Here is a 19,150-nt window from a genome sequence, read left to right as displayed (position 1 = left end):
AAGCCGGCGGACGGATCCAAACTGGCAGCGCCCGGCAAGAGGCGCCCCCGAGTTTGCTCCGGTATTTCCGAATTGTTACGGTTTGTTACCGCCGCAACGGACGGCGCGTTCAAACGCCGTATCTACCGCGATGCCCGGCTGTAATGTTTGGAAGCAAATCTGCAATAGCGCATCAAAGATCGACCCGCATCTTCGATACCGTGGCTCATCAGAGAAAGGTATCCACCAATGAATGCGGTTCAACGTAAAGGCAGCCATACCGCCGCTGCCACGGCCGGCGCGCACGCCGCCAAACTCCACCGAGTGGCCGGCTGGGTCCGGGATGGCTTGCTGATCGCCGTGCTATCCATCAGCTTCCTGTTCTTGATCTGCTTTGGCGGCGTGACCAAGAGCTTCGCGGCGACTGGTGGCATAGCGCTTTCCGACGTCAATCTGCGCGCCGGCCCCAGCACGCGCTATCCTGTCGTCAGTGTGCTGCCCCGCAGTGCGTCGCTATCCGTCTATGGATGCATCGCCGATCAGTCGTGGTGCGACATCGGCTGGGGCGGCTATCGCGGCTGGGTCGCCGCCAGCTATGTGCAGGTGATCTATAAGGGGCAGCCGACCGTGCTGACGGCAGCCGTCGTGCCGGCGGTGGGCATCGCCACGGTCGCCTTCACGGTGGCCTATTGGGATGCCCACTATCATGCGCAGCCGTGGTACGGCCACTGGAACCGCTACTATGGCGGCTATTCCCGCTCCGTCGCCGTCGGCTGTAACGACAATGGCTGCGATGCCGCTGCTGTTACGCACGGACCGCGCGGCGGCGGACGGCACGTCGCGGGCGGTTGCCAGGATGGCAATTGCGGCGGTGCCGCGGTCACCCACGGCCCGCGCGGCGGCGGCAAGGCCGCGATCGGCGGCTGCAATGACGAGCGGTGCGCGGGCGCTTCGGTCACACGCGGCCCGAGGGGAAACACCGTGATCCGCCACGGTGGCTTTGATCGCCCTTGAGCGGAGAGATCACGCGGAAACATCGCGCACAGGACGCTGCGGCTCGCCGCAGCGTCTGCAACAAATTGCAACAAAGCTGTAATTCCACCGCGACCCCGACTTGCGACAACCATGGCCGTTCTTGAATTCAATCGACCATTGTCGCGTAAAGGCAGGCTGGCATGTCTCTCTTCCAAAACACGATCTCCAGCGTCTGCGGACGCGGCCTTATCCTGCTTTCCATCGTGATGCCGCTTGCAGCCTGCAACGATCAGCCGCCGCAGGCCCCGGCGGTAAAATCGGTCACCGTCATCCAGCCGCAATCCGCCGATGTAACACGCTATCTCTATGAGACGGGCACCGCCAAGGCGCTCGATAGCGTTGCGCTCACTGCCCGCGTCTCGGGCTATCTCAAATCCATCGACTACAAGGATGGAACCGAGGTGAAGGCTGGCCAGCGGCTGTTCCTGATCGAACCCGACCAGTACGAAGCACAACTCCAACAGGCCCAGGCAACGGTCGAGCAGACGCAAGCAAGCTTCAACAATGCGCAGGTGCAACTCGACCGCCAGGAGCAGTTGTCGCAATCGTCGACCACGACGCAAGCCAATGTCGACAATGCGCGGGCAAGTCGCGACGAAGCCAAGGCGCAGCTTGACCAGGCAAAGGCATCGCTGCGCGAGGCGCAAATCAACCTGGGCTATACGAGCGTCACGGCACCCTTCGATGGCTTCGTCACCGAGCATCAGGCCGATGTCGGCGCGCTCGTCGGCAGCGGAAGTCCAACCACGCTTGCAACCATCGTGCGGCTCGACCCGATCCATGTCTCCTTCGCGATCTCCGACACCGACATGCTGCGCATCCGCAAGCAGGCCCGCGCCAGTGGATTGACGGCAAAGGACGTCGAGACAATCGCGGTAGAAGCCGCGACCAAGGCCGACGACGGCTTCCCGCATAAGGGCAAGCTCGACTACATCGCGCCGCAGACCGATGCAGAGACCGGAACTCTCTCCGTGCGCGCCGTCTTCGAGAACAATAACCGCGATCTGGTGCCGAACCTGTTTCTGCGCCTGCGCATCCCCTTGGGCGTGGTGAACGGCGCCCTGCTCGTGCCGCCGTCCGCCATCGGCACCGACCAGCAGGGCCGCTATGTGCTAGTGGTCAATGGCGACGATGTCGTGGAGCGGCGCGCGGTCAATCCGCTCGACCGCAGCGATGACATGCAGCAGATCCAGGGCTCTTTGGCCGCGACCGACTGGGTGATCACCAATGCCGCCTCCGGCGTCCGGCCCGGCGACAAGGTGCAGAAGAAAGATGCCTCGACGCCAGTCCAGGCCGAGGCAAAGCAGCCCGCCGCCTCCCAACCGGCTGCCAACTGATCGGACAACCATCATGTTCTCCCGCTTCTTTATCGAGCGCCCAGTGCTCGCGAACGTCATCGCGCTGCTGACGATATTGATCGGCGCCATCGCCTTTCTGCGCCTACCGATCACGCAATATCCCGATATCGTGCCCCCCACGGTGCAGGTCACCGCGCGCTATCCCGGCGCCAGCGCCAAGACACTCATGGATACCGTCGCGCTGCCGATCGAGCAGCAAGTAAACGGCGTTCCGGGCATGCTCTACATGCAGTCGACGAGCGCCAGCGACGGCACCTACAATCTGACCGTCACCTTCGACATCGGCACCAATGCCGATGAGGCGCAGATTCTGGTGCAGAACCGCGTGGACGCGGCCAATGCGCAGCTGCCGAGTTCCGTGCAGTCGCAGGGCGTCACCGTGCGCAAGCGTTCGACCTCAATCCTAGCCTTCGTGACGCTCGATGCCGAAGACCCAAAATTCGACAGCCTGTTTCTCGCCAATTACGCCACGATCAATCTCAAGGATGCGCTTGCCCGCGTTCCAGGCGTCGGCGATGTCACGGTCTACGGCGCCGGCGACTACGCGATGCGCATCTGGCTCGACGCCGACAGGCTGCAGGCGCGCGGCCTGAAACCCGCCGATGTCGTGAGCGCCATCCAGGCACAGAGCCAGACGGTTTCCGGTGGACAGATCGGCATGCCGCCTGTCGATACCGGCCAGGGTTTTCAAACGCCGATCGAGATTTCCGGTCGGCTGGACCAGGTCGACCAGTTCGAGGATGTGATCGTCAAGACAAACAGCGAGACGGGCGCTATCACCCGCATCAAGGATGTCGCGCGGGTCGAACTCGGTTCGAAATCCTACCACCAGGTCTTCCGCTTCAACGGCAAGGCATCCGCTTCGCTGGCGATCAGCCAGCTTCCCGAGGCCAATGCGCTCGACGTCGCCAAGGCGGTTGAGGGGCGGATGACCGAGTTGTCGAAATCCTTTCCCCCGGGCCTGAGCTATTCCGTGCCGTTCAACACCACCACTTTCGTCAACGCGGCAGTCGACGAGGTCTACAAAACGCTGGTCGAGGCATGCATCATCGTGCTGGCCGTCATCTTGCTGTTCCTGCAGGACTGGCGGGCGATGCTCGTGCCGGCCACCACCGTGCCGGTGACGCTGATCGGCGCCTTCGCCGCCATGGCCGCGATGGGATTCTCGATCAACATGTCGACCCTTTTCGCGCTGGTGCTCGCCATCGGCATCGTCGTCGACGACGCGATCGTCATCGTCGAGGGTGCCGCGCGGCAAATGTCCAATGGCCTGAGCGGCCCGAAGGCGGCTGAAAAGGCCATGGAGGAATTGTTCGGGCCCATCATCGGCATCACTCTCGTGCTGGTTTCGGTCTTCCTGCCTGCGGCCTTCCTTCCCGGCCTGACGGGTAAGCTCTATCAGCAATTCGCGCTCGTGATCGCCAGCACGGCCGTCATCAGCGCCATCAACGCCATCACGCTGAAGCCCGTGCAGGCGGCGCTCTGGATGCGGCCCGTCAAGCCGGTCGAACATCGCAACATCGTATTCAGGCTCTTCGATCGCGGTTTCAACCGTCTTGAAAATGGCTATACCGCCCTTCTCTCCCGCATGCTGCGCTTCCGCTATGTGATTGCCGCAGCAACCGCGATCGTGGTGGCACTCGCTTTCGTCGGTCTGTCGCGCGTCCCGGCGGGCTTCCTGCCGCTCGAGGATCAGGGCTATCTCGTGGCCGCCATGCAACTGCCGGCAGGCGCCTCGCTCGAGCGTACCGATAAAGCGCTGAAGGAGGTGCAGACAAAGCTGAAGGACCAGCCGGGCATCGATAACGTCATCACCGTCGCCGGCGTGTCATTGGTCGACAACAACGCGCCACTTCCCAGCGCCGGCCTTGCCTACATCGTCCTGAAACCCTGGGACGAGCGGGGCAAATCGGAAGCGCTGCTGCCGCTCTACCAGAAGATATCCAGGAGCCTGTCCGACCTCTCCGACGGCTTCGCGACGGTCGTTCCGCCACCCTCGATCCAGGGCATTGGCAACACCGGCGGCTTCACGATGATGGTCGAATTGAAGGACGGCAGCGGCGACTTCGGGCGGCTTGCGGATATCGCCAACGGCGTGGCGACAGAAGCCAAAAAGGACCCGCGCCTGCAAAACGTGCAGGTCAACGCTAACGTCAACGCGCCGCAGCTTGCCGTCAGCATCGATCGGACCAAGGCCGCCACGCTCGGCGTGCCGATCGGCGACGTCTTCAATACGCTCTCGGGCTATCTCGGCTCGACCTATGTCAACCAGTTCACGCGCTTCGGCCATACGTTCCAGGTGTATGTGCAGGCGGAGGGTTCATTCAGAAGCGTTTCCGAGGGCATTGCACGGCTGACCGTTCCGAACGGATCGGGGTCGCAAGTGCCGATCGGCAGCATCGTCACCGTCGAGGAAAAGATCGGGCCGTCGCTGATCTCGCTCTACAATCTCCACCCCGCCATGTCCGTTGTCGGCAGGCCGCAATCCGATGTGAGCTCCGGCGAGGCGATGGCGATCATGGACAAGGCGGCGGCCACCGCGCTTCCAGACGGCGCGACCACGGACTGGACCGCTATTTCCTATCAGGAGAAACTGACCGTTAACCAGATCTACATCGCGTTCGGGCTGGCGCTGGTTCTCGTCTATTTCGTGTTGGCCGGCCAATACGGCAGCTGGCTCGGCCCGCTGCCCGTAATTTTCTCGGTTCCGCTTGCCCTTGCCGGCACGGTCGCGGTTCTCCTGGCGCTCGGACTGCAGAACACGCTCTATACGCAGATCGGCCTTGTCCTGCTCATCGCGCTTGCTGCGAAGAATGCGATCCTGATCGTCGAATTCGCTCGCGACCTCAGGATCAAGGAAGGGAAGTCGCTGCTTGAATCGGCGGTCAGCGCGGGCAAGCTGCGTTTCCGGCCGATCCTGATGACGTCGATCGCATTCATCCTCGGCATGGTGCCGCTCGTTCTCGCAACCGGCGCCGGCGCCAATGCCAGCCGGTCGATCGGGATCTCCGTGGTCAGCGGCATGCTGGTTTCGACGATGCTTTGCGTCTTCGTCGTGCCGGCGCTCTATATGATCATACGGTCGGTGGAAGAGCGCGGCCTGTTGTCATGGCGAACCGGGCTGCAACACGCCGATCAAGACGGGTTGCCGAAATGATCGGCAGTTATCAACAATCGCGCACCTTCTGGCCCAGTTGCTGCAGCAGCTTGAAGGCGTCGTATCTTCTTAAGTGAATATCGGCAATCCGCCCCACCGACGGCGTGAACGTTCCATCGACCATCGTCAGCTTTGTCATCGCCTCACGAACATCGCGGTAACTGCCGCTGGCGACGGCGCCGAGGATCGCCGCGCCCAACAAGACCGGTTCGTCGGCCGACGTCGCGACGATGGGTTTGCCACAGGCATCCGCCAGAAGCTGACGAACAAAGGCCTGCTGCCCAGCCCCGCCGCTGATGACGACCGTATCTATCTCGACACCCGCCTGCGCCTGTGCGTCGATGATCTGCCTGAGGCCATAACCGATACCATAGAGCCCCGCCACGTAGAGCCGGACGAGGCTGTCGATATCGCGCTCCATGCCGAGGCCTGCGATCAGCGCGCGGGCGTGCGGATCGGCCAGCGGTGCGCGGTTTCCCAGGAATTCGGGGACGACGTGAAGACCTGTGACGAGCGAGGTCGCATCGGCGCCTGCCGCGCCGACGGCAAGGTCGGCAAGCATGACGGGAAGCGATTGGCCCTTGTCTTTTGCGATCCGCGTGGCCTCAACGGCTGCAGGATGAGATGAAAGAAGCTGTTCGATCGCCGCACCCGCAGCGCTCTGGCCGCCTTCGTTGAGCCAAAGCCCAGGAACCATCGCAGAATAATAGGGTCCCCAAACGCCCTGCACGAAAGCCGGTTCGACGGTCGATGTCATCGTGCAGGATGAGGTGCCGAAGACATAGCCAAGGTTCGCCGTCGGCCCGTCGCCAAAGCCGACCGTCCCGATACCGCCGGCGTGGGCGTCGATCAATCCTGCCGCGACTGCCGTCCCAGGTAACAGCCCAAGTTCCGCTGCCGCCGCCTGCGTCAGGCCGCCGCCAAGCGCCGCGCCCGGTTCGACGATCGCCTGGCCGATACGAGCAAAGCCTTCATCCGCCAGCGCGCCGAGGCCGATCTCTTCGAAATATGTCGGATCCCAGCGCTTCTCGTGCGCGAGATAGGTCCACTTGCAGGTCACGGTGCAGGTGGAGCGCGAGAGGTTGCCTGTGGCGCGCCAGGTCAGGAAATCGGCGAGATCGAAGAATTGCCACGCCGCATCGAATACCTCCGGCCGGTTCTCTTTCAGCCACAGCAGCTTGGGCGTCTCCATCTCCGGAGAGATACGTCCGCCTACATAGCGCAGGACCTCGTGGCCGAGCGCATTGATCCGCTCCGCCTGAGAAACCGCTCGGTGATCCATCCAGACGATGATATTCCGCTCCGGATCTTCCGATGGGCCGACGGGCAAGGGCTTGCCCTGGTCACCGAGAACGACGAGCGAGCATGTGGCGTCGAAGCCCAGTCCGACAACGGCTCTCGGGTCCACGGCGGCGTCTAGAACGGACTGACGCACGGCCTCGCACACCGCCTGCCAGATCTCGTTGCTCGACTGCTCGACGATCGATCCCGCCTCGCGGTAAAGCGTGATGTCGCGCTTGGCGGAGGCCAGCATCCGACCGCCGAGATCGAACACCCCCGCGCGAGCGCTTCCGGTGCCGACGTCAACGCCGATCACGTAGCGCGGTGTTTGGACTTCGTCGCTCATGGTCTCTCATCTTTCTGGCATGAATGGCTGATGCCCGCGCCTCGCGCGGAGATCACGGTCTCTAGAGGTCGACGCTATTGGGGAGGATCACGAGGTCGCGGATGGTCACGTTGCGCGGCCGCGACAGCATGAAGAGCACGCAGTCGGCGACTTCCTTTGGCTGCATCAGGCTGCCGGTGGCAAGCGCCTCTTCCATCTTCGCCTTCGGCCAATCGTCAAGCAGCGCGGTGACGACGGGACCCGGCAGGACGGCGCCGACGCGCACGCCGTGTTGTGCGACCTGGCGGCGTGTCGAATGCACGAATGCCTGCACCGCGAATTTCGAGGCGGTGTAGATCGGCTCCCAGACAACCGGGACGACGCCGGCGATCGAGCTGGTGAACAGGATGTCGCCCGACTTCTGGGCGATCATATGCGGCAACACGGCATGAACGGAGCGGAAGGCGGCGTTGATGTTGAGGTTCAGCATCCTGTCCCAGGCATCGGGATCGCCTTCCGCGACCTGCCCGCCGATATAGGCGCCCGCATTTGCGTGGAAGATGTCGAGCCTGCCTGCGATCTCCAGAATCCTTGGAAGGATGCCCGAGAGTTGCTTGCCGTCGAGAAGATCGACGACGAGAGGGAATGCGCGCTCGCCGAATTCCCCACAGATTTCATCCAGTCTGTCCTTGGCGCGGTCGATGAGAACGACGGTCGCGCCTTCGGCGTGCAATGTGCGGGCGCATTCGAGGCCGATGCCTGATGCCGAACCGGTGATGGCGGCGACTTTGCCTTTCATGAGGTCGGTCATGAATTTACTCCTTTAAGTTTGATCAGGCGCGTCCGTGGCTGACGCGGGAACGGCGGGCGAGCGAGTCGACGATGACGGCAATGGCGAGAACACCGCCGGTGATCATGTAGCGCAAAGATGAGCTGAGGTTGAGCAGCGTCAGGCCGTTGGAAATCGCCTGGATGACGATGATCCCGAGCAGCGCGGAATAGGCGCTGCCACGACCGCCGAAGAGGCTCGTCCCGCCGATCACGGCAGCCGCGATGGCGTTGAGGTTAACGTCACCCGTGCCGGCCTGCTGGCTCGACGAGGCAAGACGCGATGCCGACAGGATGCCGCCGATGGTCGCGAGCGTCGAGCAAAGCACGAAGGCGCTCAGATAGATGCGGCGAACATTGATGCCAGCGCGCCGTGCCGCTTCGCGGTTGCCGCCGACCGCGAACATCGAGCGTCCCCATTGGGTGCGCGTCAGCCCGTAGTTCAGGACAACCGCGATGGCGACGAACAGGCCGAACATCCACGGAATGCCGCGGCCGAGATTGAGGTAGTAAACCGCGAATTCGAGTGCCGCGGTCAGCACGACGGCCTTGATAGCTGTTGCGGCGAAGGGCTGCGAGGACAGGTTGACGGCAGCGCGCTGCCGGCGCGTTCGCAGGCCCTTGGCGATGATCACGGCGCCCGGAACCAGAGCGAGCACATACGACAGCCAATCGGGCATCACCAGGATCTGGCCGAAGCGAACCAGCGGGGATGCATAGGGAAGGTTGATGCTGCCGCTCGGGCCGAGGATGTAAAGCTGCATGCCGAGCAGCGCTAGGAGGCCGGCGAGCGTCGCCACGAAGCTCGGCATTCCCAACCGGTTGTAGAGCACCGCATAGACCGTCCCAATGACCGCGCCGGCGGCGATGGCGGCAATTATCGCGAGGACGAACGGGACGCCGTTGTTCACCCAGAGAACACCGAGGATGGCGGATGACAGGCCGCTCATCGAGCCCACGGAGAGATCGATCTCGCCAAGCATCAGTGCACAGACGATGCCGAGCGAGATGATGCCGACGGTCGCGCAGTCGAAGAGCAGGTTGACGAGGTTGTTCGGCGCGAGAAACACCGGATTGAGGAGCGAGAAGACCGTGGAGATGACGATCAGCCCGACCGCGACGGGAAGCATGCCCAAATCGCCGGATTTGACGCGATCGATGAAGGCCCCGACCATTGCCATCATGCTGTCGTCGTGGCGGACGCGTTCGTCGCTGCGATCGAGCGTCGTGGCGGGTGCGAGTGTTGTATCGGATGGTTTCTGGCTCATGCCGGTCTCCCGCTGTTTTCCTGCGCCGTGCCTGTCTTGCGCTCGATGCGGCGCGAGACGGAGTTTTCCGTGGCACCCGTGATCGAGGCCACGAGTTCGTGGTTGGAGGCATCTGGCGTGAAGACGCCGTTGTTTCGGCCCAACCGCAATACGACAATGCGATCGGCGACGGCGCGGACGTCTTCCATGTTGTGGCTGATGATGATGACGCCCAGGCCGCGGTCGCGGACCCGCTCGATGAGATTGAGCACCTCGGCGGTCTGCGCGACGCCGAGTGCGGCCGTCGGCTCGTCGAGCATGATGATCTTAGGATTGAGGAGCAACGACCTGGCGATCGCTACGGTCTGGCGCTGGCCGCCGGAGAGCGAGGCGATCGGCTCCCTGACGGATGGGATGCGCGCGGCCAGTTCCCTCAGCAGCGTCCAGGCGCGGACTTCCATCGCGACCTCGTCGAGCGCCCATGGCGACAGCTCATGCCCGAGGAACAGGTTGGCGACGACGTCGAGGTTCTCGCAGAGCGCCAGGTCCTGGAACACGGTGGCGATGCCGAGCTCCAGCGCCTTGCCGGGGCTATCGAGCGAGACACTCTGGCCGCAGAATTCGATCGAGCCGGAAGAGGGCTGGTGAACGCCTGCCAGGACCTTGACCAGGGTCGATTTGCCGGCGCCGTTATCTCCCACAAGGGCCACGACTTCGCCCGCCTTGACGTCCAGTTCGATATCGGTCAGCGCCGAGACGGCACCGAAATTCTTCGACACGTTTCGTAGTCGCAGGATAGGCTGCCCGCGCTCCGGTACATTGCTTGCTGTGGTGCTCATGGCTGAGGGCCTTTGTACGTCCTTGAGAAACCGGCCGCACGCAGTGCGGCCGGAATGGCGGATCGGCTCTTAGTTGCCGATGCCGAGCTTCTTGCAGCCTTCGGCATATTCGCCGGTGCAGATCTGCTCAGCCGTCTGGATCTTCTTGTCGAAGATTTCCGCCTTGATGTTTTCGGCGGTGACGACGGCCGGGATGAAGAGCTGCGACGGCGTGTTGTAGAGCGTCGTCTTGGCTTCCGGCTTCTCGCCCTTGATGAGCTGGACAGCCACCTGTGCGGCTGCGGCGGCTACGATCTCGGACGGCTTGGAGATCGTGTTGTACTGGTCGCCCGAAATGATCAGCTGCAGTGCCGCGATCGTCGCATCGTTGCCGGTCACAGGTGGAACGGGGTTGACGCCCGCCGCTTTGAACGCGGCGATCGCGCCGCCGCCGGTGCCGTCATTGGCGGCAACCACGCCCTTGATATCGGCGCCAAAGCGCGTGATCTGGCCGGCCGCCCATTCCTGCGCCTTCGGCGGCGCCCATTCCGGCGTGTCGAACTCGGCAAGCGTCTTGTACTTGGATTCCTTCAGGCCGCGATGGATGCCGTCGCGAATAAGGCCGGCGGCCGCATCTGTCGGCGAACCGTTGATCTCTAGCACGCCGGCGCCATCAGGCACGCCTGCCTTCTTCAGATGCTCGACAAGCGACTTGGCAATCGCGTAGCCGATACCTTCATTATCGAAGGAAACGTAGAAATCGGCAGGCTTGTCCGGGATCGGACGGTCATAGGCGATGACCTTGACGTCCTGGGACTGGGCGAGCTCGACGAGCCCAGCGGCTGCGGCGGAATCGACCGGGTCAAGGACCACGACCTTGGCGCCCTGCGCAATCACCGAGTTGAACTGTTGCTGCTGCAGCGATGCGTCGCCATTGGCGTTCTGGTAGACGACGGTGCACTTGGCGCACAGCTTTTCCATCTCGGCCTTGAAGCCCGGAAAATCGTGCTGCTCATAGCGGGTCGACGCCTGATCGGGCATCAGGAACGCCACCGTGGACGCTTCCTGGGCGAATGCTGCTCCGCCGAGCGCCATCAGCATGGTCGCCGACATCAGGGAAAGTTTGCGATAGGTCATGTTCTCCTCCTTAATTGACCAACAGCAAGGTTCGGCCATTGCCGCAACATTGACCTGACGCGCGATGCGTCATTGCCTCAAGCCGCAGCTCGACGAGAGCCGCACGGCAAAGAGGACCACCAATAGCTGCGAAATCACCTCCCGGTGTCAGCCTCCTAGCTGACACGTATCATCGATTGAGCGCACTTGCTCAATCGATGAAGCAAGATTTGCCACTTCTCTCGTTTGATGTCAAGTTAGCGCCCGATACAGGAGATGAGAATTTTGAGTCTGGACAGGCAGCAGAAGCGAACGACAATCTACGATCTTGCGGAACTCGCGGGCACATCCGCGAGCGCGGTCAGCGCTGTCCTGAACGGAAACTGGAAGAAGCGCCGCATCAGCAAGCAGCTTGCCGAAAAGATAACGCGTATCGCCGAGGAGCAGGGTTACGCCCTCAACATGCAGGCAAGTCTCCTGCGCCGGGAGAAGTCGCACATCATCGGCATGATTGTTCCCAAGTACGACAACCGATATTTTGGCTCGATTGTCGAACTTTTCGAGACCATGGCGCGTGACAAAGGCTTCTTCCCGCTCATCACCTGCACGCGGCGCGACCCCGCACTCGAGATCGAGGCCGCTCGAACGATGCTCTCGTATCAAGTGGATTGCGTGATCGCGACCGGCGCAACCGACCCTGACAGGATAACCGAGCTTTGCGCCGCTGCCGGCGTGCGCACGATCAACCTCGACCTACCGGGCAAACTCGCTCCCTCCGTCATTTCCGACAATTTCGCGGGCGCCCGTGAGCTGACGCGGAGAATTCTCGCCAGTTGCCAACAACGATTTGGCTCCATGGAACCGCTGATGTTCGTTGGTGGCCGCGGCGGCGATCACAACACGATGGAGCGCTTGAGGGGCTTTCGCCAGGCACATGCGGATCACGGAATAGAGCTTGAAGACAACAGGGTCATTGCCTGTGGCTACGCCCCCGAAAAGGCGCAGAACGCGCTCCAAGAGCGCGCCGCCACCGGCTTACCCTTTTCCAGAGGCATGTTCGTCAATTCGACGATCACCCTTGAAGGTGTCCTACGCTGGGTGCGGCTCGCCGGACCCGTCAGCGAACAGGAATTCGCCCTCGGTTGCTTCGACTACGATCCGCTCGTCGCCCTCTTAGGCGACAATATCGAGATGGTGCGCCAGGACGTACCAGCGATGCTGACCAGGATGTTTGAACTGATCGAGCATGGAAATTTCGAGCCAAACGTGTCCGAAATCCCGCCGCTGCTACGGTAGCCGCTTCCATTCGGCCGATTGCCATGGCGGTGTGAGATCTCGCGATCAGCTAATAGACTTGAAAGACCGTTTCGTCGAAATTGGATGGAAATGGATCGGAAGACGAGACTAACACGGCAGCCATCTAAAGCATGCTTGGAATCCTGTCGCTACGAGGTGTTCGGATCTTTCACCCGCGTCTTCTTATCTTCCAACCTCGAGCCCATGGCATTGGTTAGCTATCCAGCATTTTCTGGAACCGCTGAAGTTCCGCAACATCCATATTTACGATGTGGCGATTTTCCGGATAAGCGGCTGAATTGACGTCGGCAACATACTCTCGGAAGGCGGCGATCCTTTCGCTCTGGAGCCGCTCGAACTCGGCAGCGAAATTTCGGTACACTTTGGAATGACGCGGGATACGCCCCTTGGTCTGACCAAGAATATCGTCTGCAAAGAGATACTGTGCATCACAACCAGCGCCGGCGCCCATCGAGAGCATGATCAGGGGCGTGCGTTGAGAGATGGCCGTTGCCACTTCGACAGGAACAACCTCGATTTCCGCTCCGATGGCACCTGCGGCCTCCAACTGACGGACGGCGTTGAAGACGTCCATTGCCTGTGCCGCTGTCTTGCCCACCGCCTTGAAGCCTCCTGTCCAGGTAGCCCGGGATGGAATGAGGCCGACATGGCCGATGACTGGAATCGCCTCGTCGGCCATGCGCTTGACGGTGGCAAGGCTCGCGCTGCAATAGACCGCGTCAGCGCTGGCCTTGTAGACCCGAAACGCCCATCGCACGAAATCATCGGCAGTCCCGATTTCGAAAAAATTGTCGCCTGGCATAGTAAAAAGGTTGGGCGCCGCATCGCGATAGCGGGGGTCGCAGATCAGCTGCGGCGGAACGGAGACGATATCGACGCCAGCCCTGTCGGCGGCTTCAGCTTCCTCGAGCGTCAAGACGCGCAGCATCGTCAGCTGCCGTTTACCCTTCATTGATCGCAAGTCTGCAACAGTCGGTCTTGTCTGACGCATGGTAGCCTCTTTTGAGCGTAGATAGCTTATTCAGCCGATCATGATCCAAACGGTTTCGGCTTCAGTTTTCACAGGGAACGTCTTCAGGTTGATACAGACCGGAGCACCCTTGGCCTCACCCGTCTTGTAGTTGAAGCGCCCGTTGTGTTTCGGACACTCGATGATGTCACCCATGACCAGACCATCAGCGAGATGGACCTTCTCATGGGTGCAAAGGCCGGCAGTTGCGAAATATTCGTCGTCCTCGGACCGATAGATTGCGAACGTCTGCCCGTCATGATCAAACCGAATAAGATCTTCGGCTTCGATGTCGTCAACCTTGCATACTTCAATCCACATTATGCTTTGCTTCCTTATTCCGCAGCGCTCGTCGCACCGTCCAGATGATGAAATTCGTCCTTGTAGGGTCGCGCCGTGGCAGGCAGTTCGCGCTTGAGGAAGTAGTCCTCGTTACGCAGCTGGCGGATCAAGACAGGAAACACTTCCCTGTAGGCATGCCACATCGAAGGATTGGGTTCGGGAAGGTCGTGTTTGATCAAGGCGTGCAGTCGCGGCAGTGCATGGAACGGCACCATCGGGAACATGTGATGCTCCACATGGTAGTTCATGTTCCAGTAGATGAACCGGCTGATCGGGTTCATGTAGACTGTACGCGTGTTCAGCCTGTGGTCGATGACATTGTCAGCAAGGCCAATGTGCTGCAGCAGGCCAGTCAAGACCATGTGCCAGCAACCGTAGAGGCGCGGCAACCCGATGAGCATTAGAGGCAGGATCGAGCCGATGAACAGCGAGAGGGCGATCGTCGCCACGTAAATTGCAATGTGAATGCGTGCCGCAAACACCACCTTCGACCATTCGCTTTCCGGCACGAATGTCTTTTCTTCCGCCGTCACGGTTCCGAGGCTGTTTCGAAGAAGTGCGATCATCGAATACCAGGCATCCAGGATGCCGAAGAAATTGAGGATCACCCGCATCAGGTCCGGTGGACGCATAACGGCGATTTCCGCGTCGCGCCCGACGATGGTCGTGTCGGTATGATGGCGTGCATGGCTCCAACGCCAAGTGACCGGATTGCGCATCAGCATGAAGCTGGCGATCTGGTAGATTACATCGTTCATCCATCGGGTCTTGAAGGCCGTGCCATGACCACACTCATGCCACCGGGAATCCGACGACGAACCATAGAGAACACCGTAGACGAACAGGAAGGGTAAGCAGAACCAGGTCGGCCAGAAGTAGATCGCGCCTGCTGCGGAGATTGCAAACGCGGCCAACCAGACCAGCGTGTCGCGAATGGCTGGCAGATCGGAGCGCTGCATCAGCTCCTTCATGGTCTTGCGCGGCACTTCGGTATGATACCAGTCGGCCGAAGCCAATCCGATCTCGATTGCACGTTTTGTGCTTTCACCGACGAGACTGTAATCGCGCTTCATCATGACCTTTTCTTGCTGTTGATCTGTCATTGCGACATCACCTCGACTAGGCGCTCGACAGGGCATTGGTGCGCCGCGCAAGCTTGGGAAAAACGTTCGATGGTTCAGGAAACTCTTCGTCCGGCGCTGTCACGACGGATGCAATCCTGCGGACAGCGTCGTCCAATGCGCTACGGCCGTCGATTATTCGAAACGTCAGGCTGTAAGGCCGCTCATCGCCATGCGAGAGCCAGATAATTTCCTCGCGTTCGCGCGCGAAATTCTCTCCGAGCACATGATTGGTCGAAGGTTCTATCCCCAAGGCATACTGTCCGGCCTGGAAGTTTTGCCAGACGTAGGCGCAGGGAAGTTGCTCCTTGACCGTCTCGATCTCCAAACCCAGCTTCAATCGATCGTTGACGACGGCGACGGACACGCGTCCCGCTTCGTCTGCGGTCATCGAGTGCTGCCAGACCTGTTCGCGGAACGCGGCCCGCGGCGCAACCGCGGTGCGGTAACCAGCATCTTGCTTGCGAAAATCGGTGCCCGCATGCGACGCCCAAACGACATCGTCGATCGGCGCCAGATATTGCGCGCCGGCATCAAGCAAGGGGTAGCTGACATTGACGTGGTAGAAGAGCATGTGTGGCGTCGGCATGAAACCTTGGTTAACCACCCGATCGGTCACTCTGATTTCGTTGCCGCCGACATCGGCTTCGATCCTGCGCACCAGATGCAGGTTTTCTCCGAACACGGCCGCCTGCTGAACGACACCCTCCGCCCAGAGCACACAACGGTTGTCGACCCAGCTTTCGCCATAGCCGACGAGACGGGCTGGAATATTACCGATCCGTCCGTGGAGGGAATGGCGAATGCTGCGCTTGCCTGGATAGTTGAAATGCTCGGCGGAGACCTCTTCCGGCCCGAGGATATGATCGAGCCCGCAGGTCACCAGCAACCCTGAAAAAGACCGCGCCCAGGAAAGTCCCCCCTCGCCCTCGTATTCGTGAAGGGCCGGGTTTCGAAAACCGGTCGGCGAATTCCAGGCAATGCCCAGTCCCCTGTAGTCGCAGTCGCCGATATCCATGGCCCGATCGACGAGCACGGTGAAGCGCAATCCGCTTCCCGTGCGAAAATCCAGCATACGCACGCCGCGCTCGACACCGTCCGAAAGCGTCATCAACCGGACACCCGCGACCTGCGACAGGGAGCCCGCTCGCTCGGCGAGCTGGCGTTGGGTGAGCGTCTGACCAAAAAGTTCTACCATGGTCGATGCCGCCTCAATGCAGTGCCGCTTCGCCGGCAAGGGCCGATTTGTCGACCCCCATGATGAGGCTTTCGACCGTCAGGAGATCGGTCTGGGCTACGGCCATCTCGGCGACCACCTCACCGCGGCGCATGACGACGATTCGATCGGCGACCTGGAAGACGTGATGGATATTGTGTGTGATGAACAGGACGGAATGGCCTGCCTGACGCATGTCCTTGACGAAACGCAACACACCATGCGTTTCTTCGACGCCCAGATTGTTGGTCGGTTCGTCGAGGATGATGACCTTCGCGGCAAATTGCATGGCGCGCGATATGGCGATGGATTGTCGCTCGCCTCCTGACAGCGTGTTGACCGCCGCATCTGCATTGAGCTTCTTGGAAATGCCGACCCGCTTCAAAAGCGTGGACGCGGCATTGCGCAACCTTTCGAAATCCATCGGCGCAAAGACGCCAAGGAAGGACAGCGTCGTCGGCTCTCGGCCTAGAAACAGGTTGCGAGCGATGCTGAGATCGGGCGCGAGCGAGGTATCCTGATGGATCGTCTCGATGCCGAGATCCATGGCGTCGCGCGGCGACTTCACCGACACCTTGTGGCCACCGACAAAGATGTTGCCGCCGTCGGCGGGGTGGATGCCGGAAATGGCCTTGATCAGGGTCGACTTGCCGGCGCCATTGTCGCCGAGCAGCGCAACGACTTCGCCCTCGTTCAACGCAAATGACGCGTTGCGCAAGGCGCGAACATTGCCGAAAGATTTTTGCAGGTTTTCCAGTCGGAGGACTTCTTTCATTTCAGCTCCTTGCGACCGTCTTCTGCAGCAGGGCGTGCAGGATGAGCATGACGAGGATAATACCGCCGACGAAGATGTTGTAGGCAAGGCCGGGGACGCCGATCAACACGATGCCGTTTCGGATGGCACGCAACATGACGACGCCCACGACGGTGCCAAGGATCGTGCCGCGTCCACCGGTCAGCGCCGTGCCGCCTACGACGACCATTGCAATGACCTCCAGTTCATAGCCAGTTCCTGCAACGGGCGACGCAGCGGAAATGCGAAAGGCGCTGATCATGCCGGCAAGGCCCGCCAGAACGGACGTCAGGATGAACAGCCCGATCTTGACGTTGTCCGCCGGTACGCCGCGCGCAGTGGCGGCATGGCGGTTCGAGCCGATGGCGGAGATCCAGTTGCCGAGCTTTGCAAAACGCAACAGGTAGGTCGCGGCCAGGGCCAGCGCGATGAACCACAAAAGGGAGACATATAGCTTGAACGGGCCGATGGTGAAATCGCCGGCCAGAAGTGTCACGAAAATGCCAGGCTGATCCCACGACTTCAAAGGGAAGCCCTGGGTGATGTAAAGGGCGATGCCGCGAATGATCAGCAGCATGGACAGCGTCACCAGAAAGGACGAAATCTTGACCTTGGTGACGATCAGCCCGTTTATCGCACCGACGAGGACGCACAGCAGCAGGCCGGCGAGAAGCGAAAAGCCGATCGCCCAATCCGCATTCTGCACCAGAAGAGTAACGAGAACAGGCGCAAGGCCGAAGACGGCACCCACCGAGAGATCGAACTCGCCCGCCGTCAACAGGAGCGTCATTGCAAGCGCTATGATGCCGAGCTCGGGCAGGAAGGCCAACATGTTGGACAGGTTTAGAGGCGACAGAAAATTGCCGTCGGCAATCGCAAACGCCGCAAGCACCACGATCAGGATAATGAGCGAAGCGATCTCCGGGGAGCGGCCGATGACCGGCAGCCCCCTTTCCTTCGTTGTCGTCGCCGATGTCAACATTGTCATGTTATGCGCTCGCTATCGCCGGATGACCTGATTGCCCGCAGCTCATTTCTTTTCATAGAGCTTCAAGATCGGATCGACGCTGTTGGCGTCGTACAGGCTGAAAGTATGGATGTCGTAGCCGATCGGTTCACCCGAGGCCGCCAGCGACAAGAGCGAGACGGGCATGAAGCCCTGGGCGGATGGATACTGCCAGGCGGCGGCGTTGACATAGCCGGCCTTGACCGCTTCGGCCGTTGCCTTCGAGTTGCCCCAGCCCACAACCGGGATCTTGCCAGGTGCGAGACCGGCGCTGTCAAAGACCTGTTTGACGCTTGCGGCAACAGAATCCCCGAGTGCGATGATGGCCGGCGGATTGTTGGCGAGCATGTAGTCGCTCATCTTCGAGATGATGCCAGCTGGGTCCGTGCCGCAATCGACGACATCGTACTTGATGCCCAGTGGATCAAAGACGCTGGCAATGCCTTCCGTCTCCAACTGCTGATAGCTTGCTCCGGGAACCTCGACGGGAAGGAAAACCTTGTCACCCTTCTTTACCGCTTTCTTGTCGACCAGATACTGGGCCCACATGACGCCAGCCGCCTTCAGATCGGCGCCGACATATGCCTGCCGTGTCGTCGATGTGTCATCGGTGTTGAAGAAGACGACCGGGATGCCAGCAGCGCGCGCGTCCTTGACCTCACCGGTCCACAGCCCCGGCTGTGCCGACGTCGTCGCTATGCCATCTGCCTTGGCGGCGATTGCCGAGCGGAACGCCTCCTTCTGAGACGCCATATCGCCACCGCTGAACGAGATCTTGCAGGTGACCTTCAGCTGATCGCAAGCTTTCTGGGCGCCCGCGTTCCAATCTAGCCAGAAGGCATCCGACGGACCGCCATGTGAAAGCAGGTAGAAGGTCTTCTGGCTATCGGCCGCCTGCGTGGCAGTCCCTGCGAACGCAAGCGCAACGCCCGCGGTGATGACGACTGTCCTGTAGAATTTCATGATGACTCCTCCCGACCGGCCGATCCGAGGGCCGGATAGCAATCCTTCGGAAATCTCCGAGCGGCGTTTCCGTGACGTTTTTCTCGCCATCCAGGAAATGACATCGCCGCCTCCCTGCGACGATATCCACCATGAGGAATAAAGATGGTTTATCTTCATGTCAACATCAAAACAAATCATAAAACATCAAATGATAATTCCACCATAACATCATCACTTGACAGCCGACCGTTTGTGGC

At 60.9% G+C, this 19,150-nt stretch carries 16 protein-coding genes; 4 read left to right on the top strand and 12 right to left on the bottom strand.

Annotation, left to right across the window (positions count from 1 at the left end; genetic code table 11):
- Positions 1-228 precede the first annotated feature (228 nt).
- From J5286_RS23770 to J5286_RS23760, 3 genes are all read left to right on the top strand, one after another.
- Entirely contained in the window at positions 229-993 is a 765-nt protein-coding gene (locus tag J5286_RS23770; RefSeq protein ID WP_209192211.1) for an SH3 domain-containing protein, read from the top strand.
- Positions 994-1,154: 161 nt separating this feature from the next.
- Positions 1,155-2,351, top strand: coding sequence for an efflux RND transporter periplasmic adaptor subunit (locus tag J5286_RS23765; RefSeq protein WP_209192209.1), 1,197 nt, complete (start codon positions 1,155-1,157; stop codon positions 2,349-2,351).
- Positions 2,352-2,364: 13 nt separating this feature from the next.
- On the top strand, positions 2,365-5,529 hold the full coding sequence (locus J5286_RS23760; RefSeq protein WP_209192207.1) for an efflux RND transporter permease subunit: 3,165 nt from the start codon (positions 2,365-2,367) through the stop codon (positions 5,527-5,529).
- Positions 5,530-5,539: 10 nt separating this feature from the next.
- On the opposite strand, the gene J5286_RS23755 is transcribed toward J5286_RS23760, so the two are convergent.
- From J5286_RS23755 to J5286_RS23735, 5 genes are all read right to left on the bottom strand, one after another.
- Positions 5,540-7,156: an FGGY-family carbohydrate kinase gene (locus J5286_RS23755; RefSeq protein WP_209192205.1), complete on the bottom strand. Its 1,617-nt coding sequence runs from the start codon at positions 7,154-7,156 to the stop codon at positions 5,540-5,542.
- Positions 7,157-7,217: 61 nt separating this feature from the next.
- Positions 7,218-7,946, bottom strand: a complete 729-nt coding sequence (locus tag J5286_RS23750) for an SDR family oxidoreductase (RefSeq protein WP_209192203.1) — start codon at positions 7,944-7,946, stop codon at positions 7,218-7,220.
- Positions 7,947-7,968: 22 nt separating this feature from the next.
- Entirely contained in the window at positions 7,969-9,231 is a 1,263-nt protein-coding gene (locus J5286_RS23745; RefSeq protein ID WP_209192201.1) for a sugar ABC transporter permease, read from the bottom strand.
- A complete protein-coding gene (locus J5286_RS23740; protein ID WP_209192199.1) occupies positions 9,228-10,049 on the bottom strand; it encodes an ATP-binding cassette domain-containing protein in 822 nt (273 codons plus the stop codon). Before J5286_RS23740 ends, J5286_RS23745 begins: the two co-directional genes overlap by 4 nt.
- Before the next feature lie 69 nt (positions 10,050-10,118).
- Entirely contained in the window at positions 10,119-11,165 is a 1,047-nt protein-coding gene (locus tag J5286_RS23735; RefSeq protein ID WP_037179377.1) for an ABC transporter substrate-binding protein, read from the bottom strand.
- A 264-nt stretch (positions 11,166-11,429) separates the two neighbouring features.
- Here J5286_RS23735 and J5286_RS23730 point away from each other — a divergent pair, with 264 nt between their 5' ends.
- A complete protein-coding gene (locus tag J5286_RS23730; RefSeq protein ID WP_209192197.1) occupies positions 11,430-12,440 on the top strand; it encodes a LacI family DNA-binding transcriptional regulator in 1,011 nt (336 codons plus the stop codon).
- Positions 12,441-12,654: 214 nt separating this feature from the next.
- Here J5286_RS23730 and J5286_RS23725 read toward each other — a convergent pair whose 3' ends face one another.
- The 7 genes from J5286_RS23725 to J5286_RS23695 are packed head-to-tail and all read right to left on the bottom strand — an operon-like array spanning position 12,655 to position 18,911.
- The gene (locus tag J5286_RS23725; protein WP_209192195.1) at positions 12,655-13,452 is read right to left on the bottom strand and encodes a 3-methyl-2-oxobutanoate hydroxymethyltransferase; all 798 of its coding nucleotides are present in this window, start codon (positions 13,450-13,452) and stop codon (positions 12,655-12,657) included.
- A gap of 30 nt (positions 13,453-13,482) precedes the next feature.
- Positions 13,483-13,791: a MocE family 2Fe-2S type ferredoxin gene (locus J5286_RS23720; RefSeq protein WP_209192193.1), complete on the bottom strand. Its 309-nt coding sequence runs from the start codon at positions 13,789-13,791 to the stop codon at positions 13,483-13,485.
- 14 nt (positions 13,792-13,805) lie between these two features.
- The gene (locus tag J5286_RS23715; protein WP_209192190.1) at positions 13,806-14,915 is read right to left on the bottom strand and encodes a fatty acid desaturase family protein; all 1,110 of its coding nucleotides are present in this window, start codon (positions 14,913-14,915) and stop codon (positions 13,806-13,808) included.
- A gap of 16 nt (positions 14,916-14,931) precedes the next feature.
- Positions 14,932-16,131, bottom strand: a complete 1,200-nt coding sequence (locus J5286_RS23710; RefSeq protein ID WP_209192188.1) for an aldose 1-epimerase family protein — start codon at positions 16,129-16,131, stop codon at positions 14,932-14,934.
- Positions 16,132-16,144: 13 nt separating this feature from the next.
- Complete coding sequence (locus J5286_RS23705; protein ID WP_209192186.1) at positions 16,145-16,924, bottom strand: ATP-binding cassette domain-containing protein; 780 nt, start codon at positions 16,922-16,924, stop codon at positions 16,145-16,147.
- Position 16,925: 1 nt separating this feature from the next.
- Positions 16,926-17,924: an ABC transporter permease gene (locus tag J5286_RS23700; RefSeq protein ID WP_209192962.1), complete on the bottom strand. Its 999-nt coding sequence runs from the start codon at positions 17,922-17,924 to the stop codon at positions 16,926-16,928.
- Between the two features lie 48 nt (positions 17,925-17,972).
- Positions 17,973-18,911 carry a sugar ABC transporter substrate-binding protein gene (locus J5286_RS23695; protein WP_209192185.1) on the bottom strand — a complete coding sequence of 313 codons (939 nt, stop codon included), beginning with the start codon at positions 18,909-18,911 and terminating at the stop codon, positions 17,973-17,975.
- Positions 18,912-19,150 lie beyond the last annotated feature (239 nt).

This window comes from Rhizobium sp. 16-488-2b, assembly GCF_017741815.1.
Lineage (GTDB): Bacteria > Pseudomonadota > Alphaproteobacteria > Rhizobiales > Rhizobiaceae > Rhizobium.
Note: the sequence above shows the minus strand (reverse complement) of the source record. Positions and strands in the feature narration are given on the sequence as shown.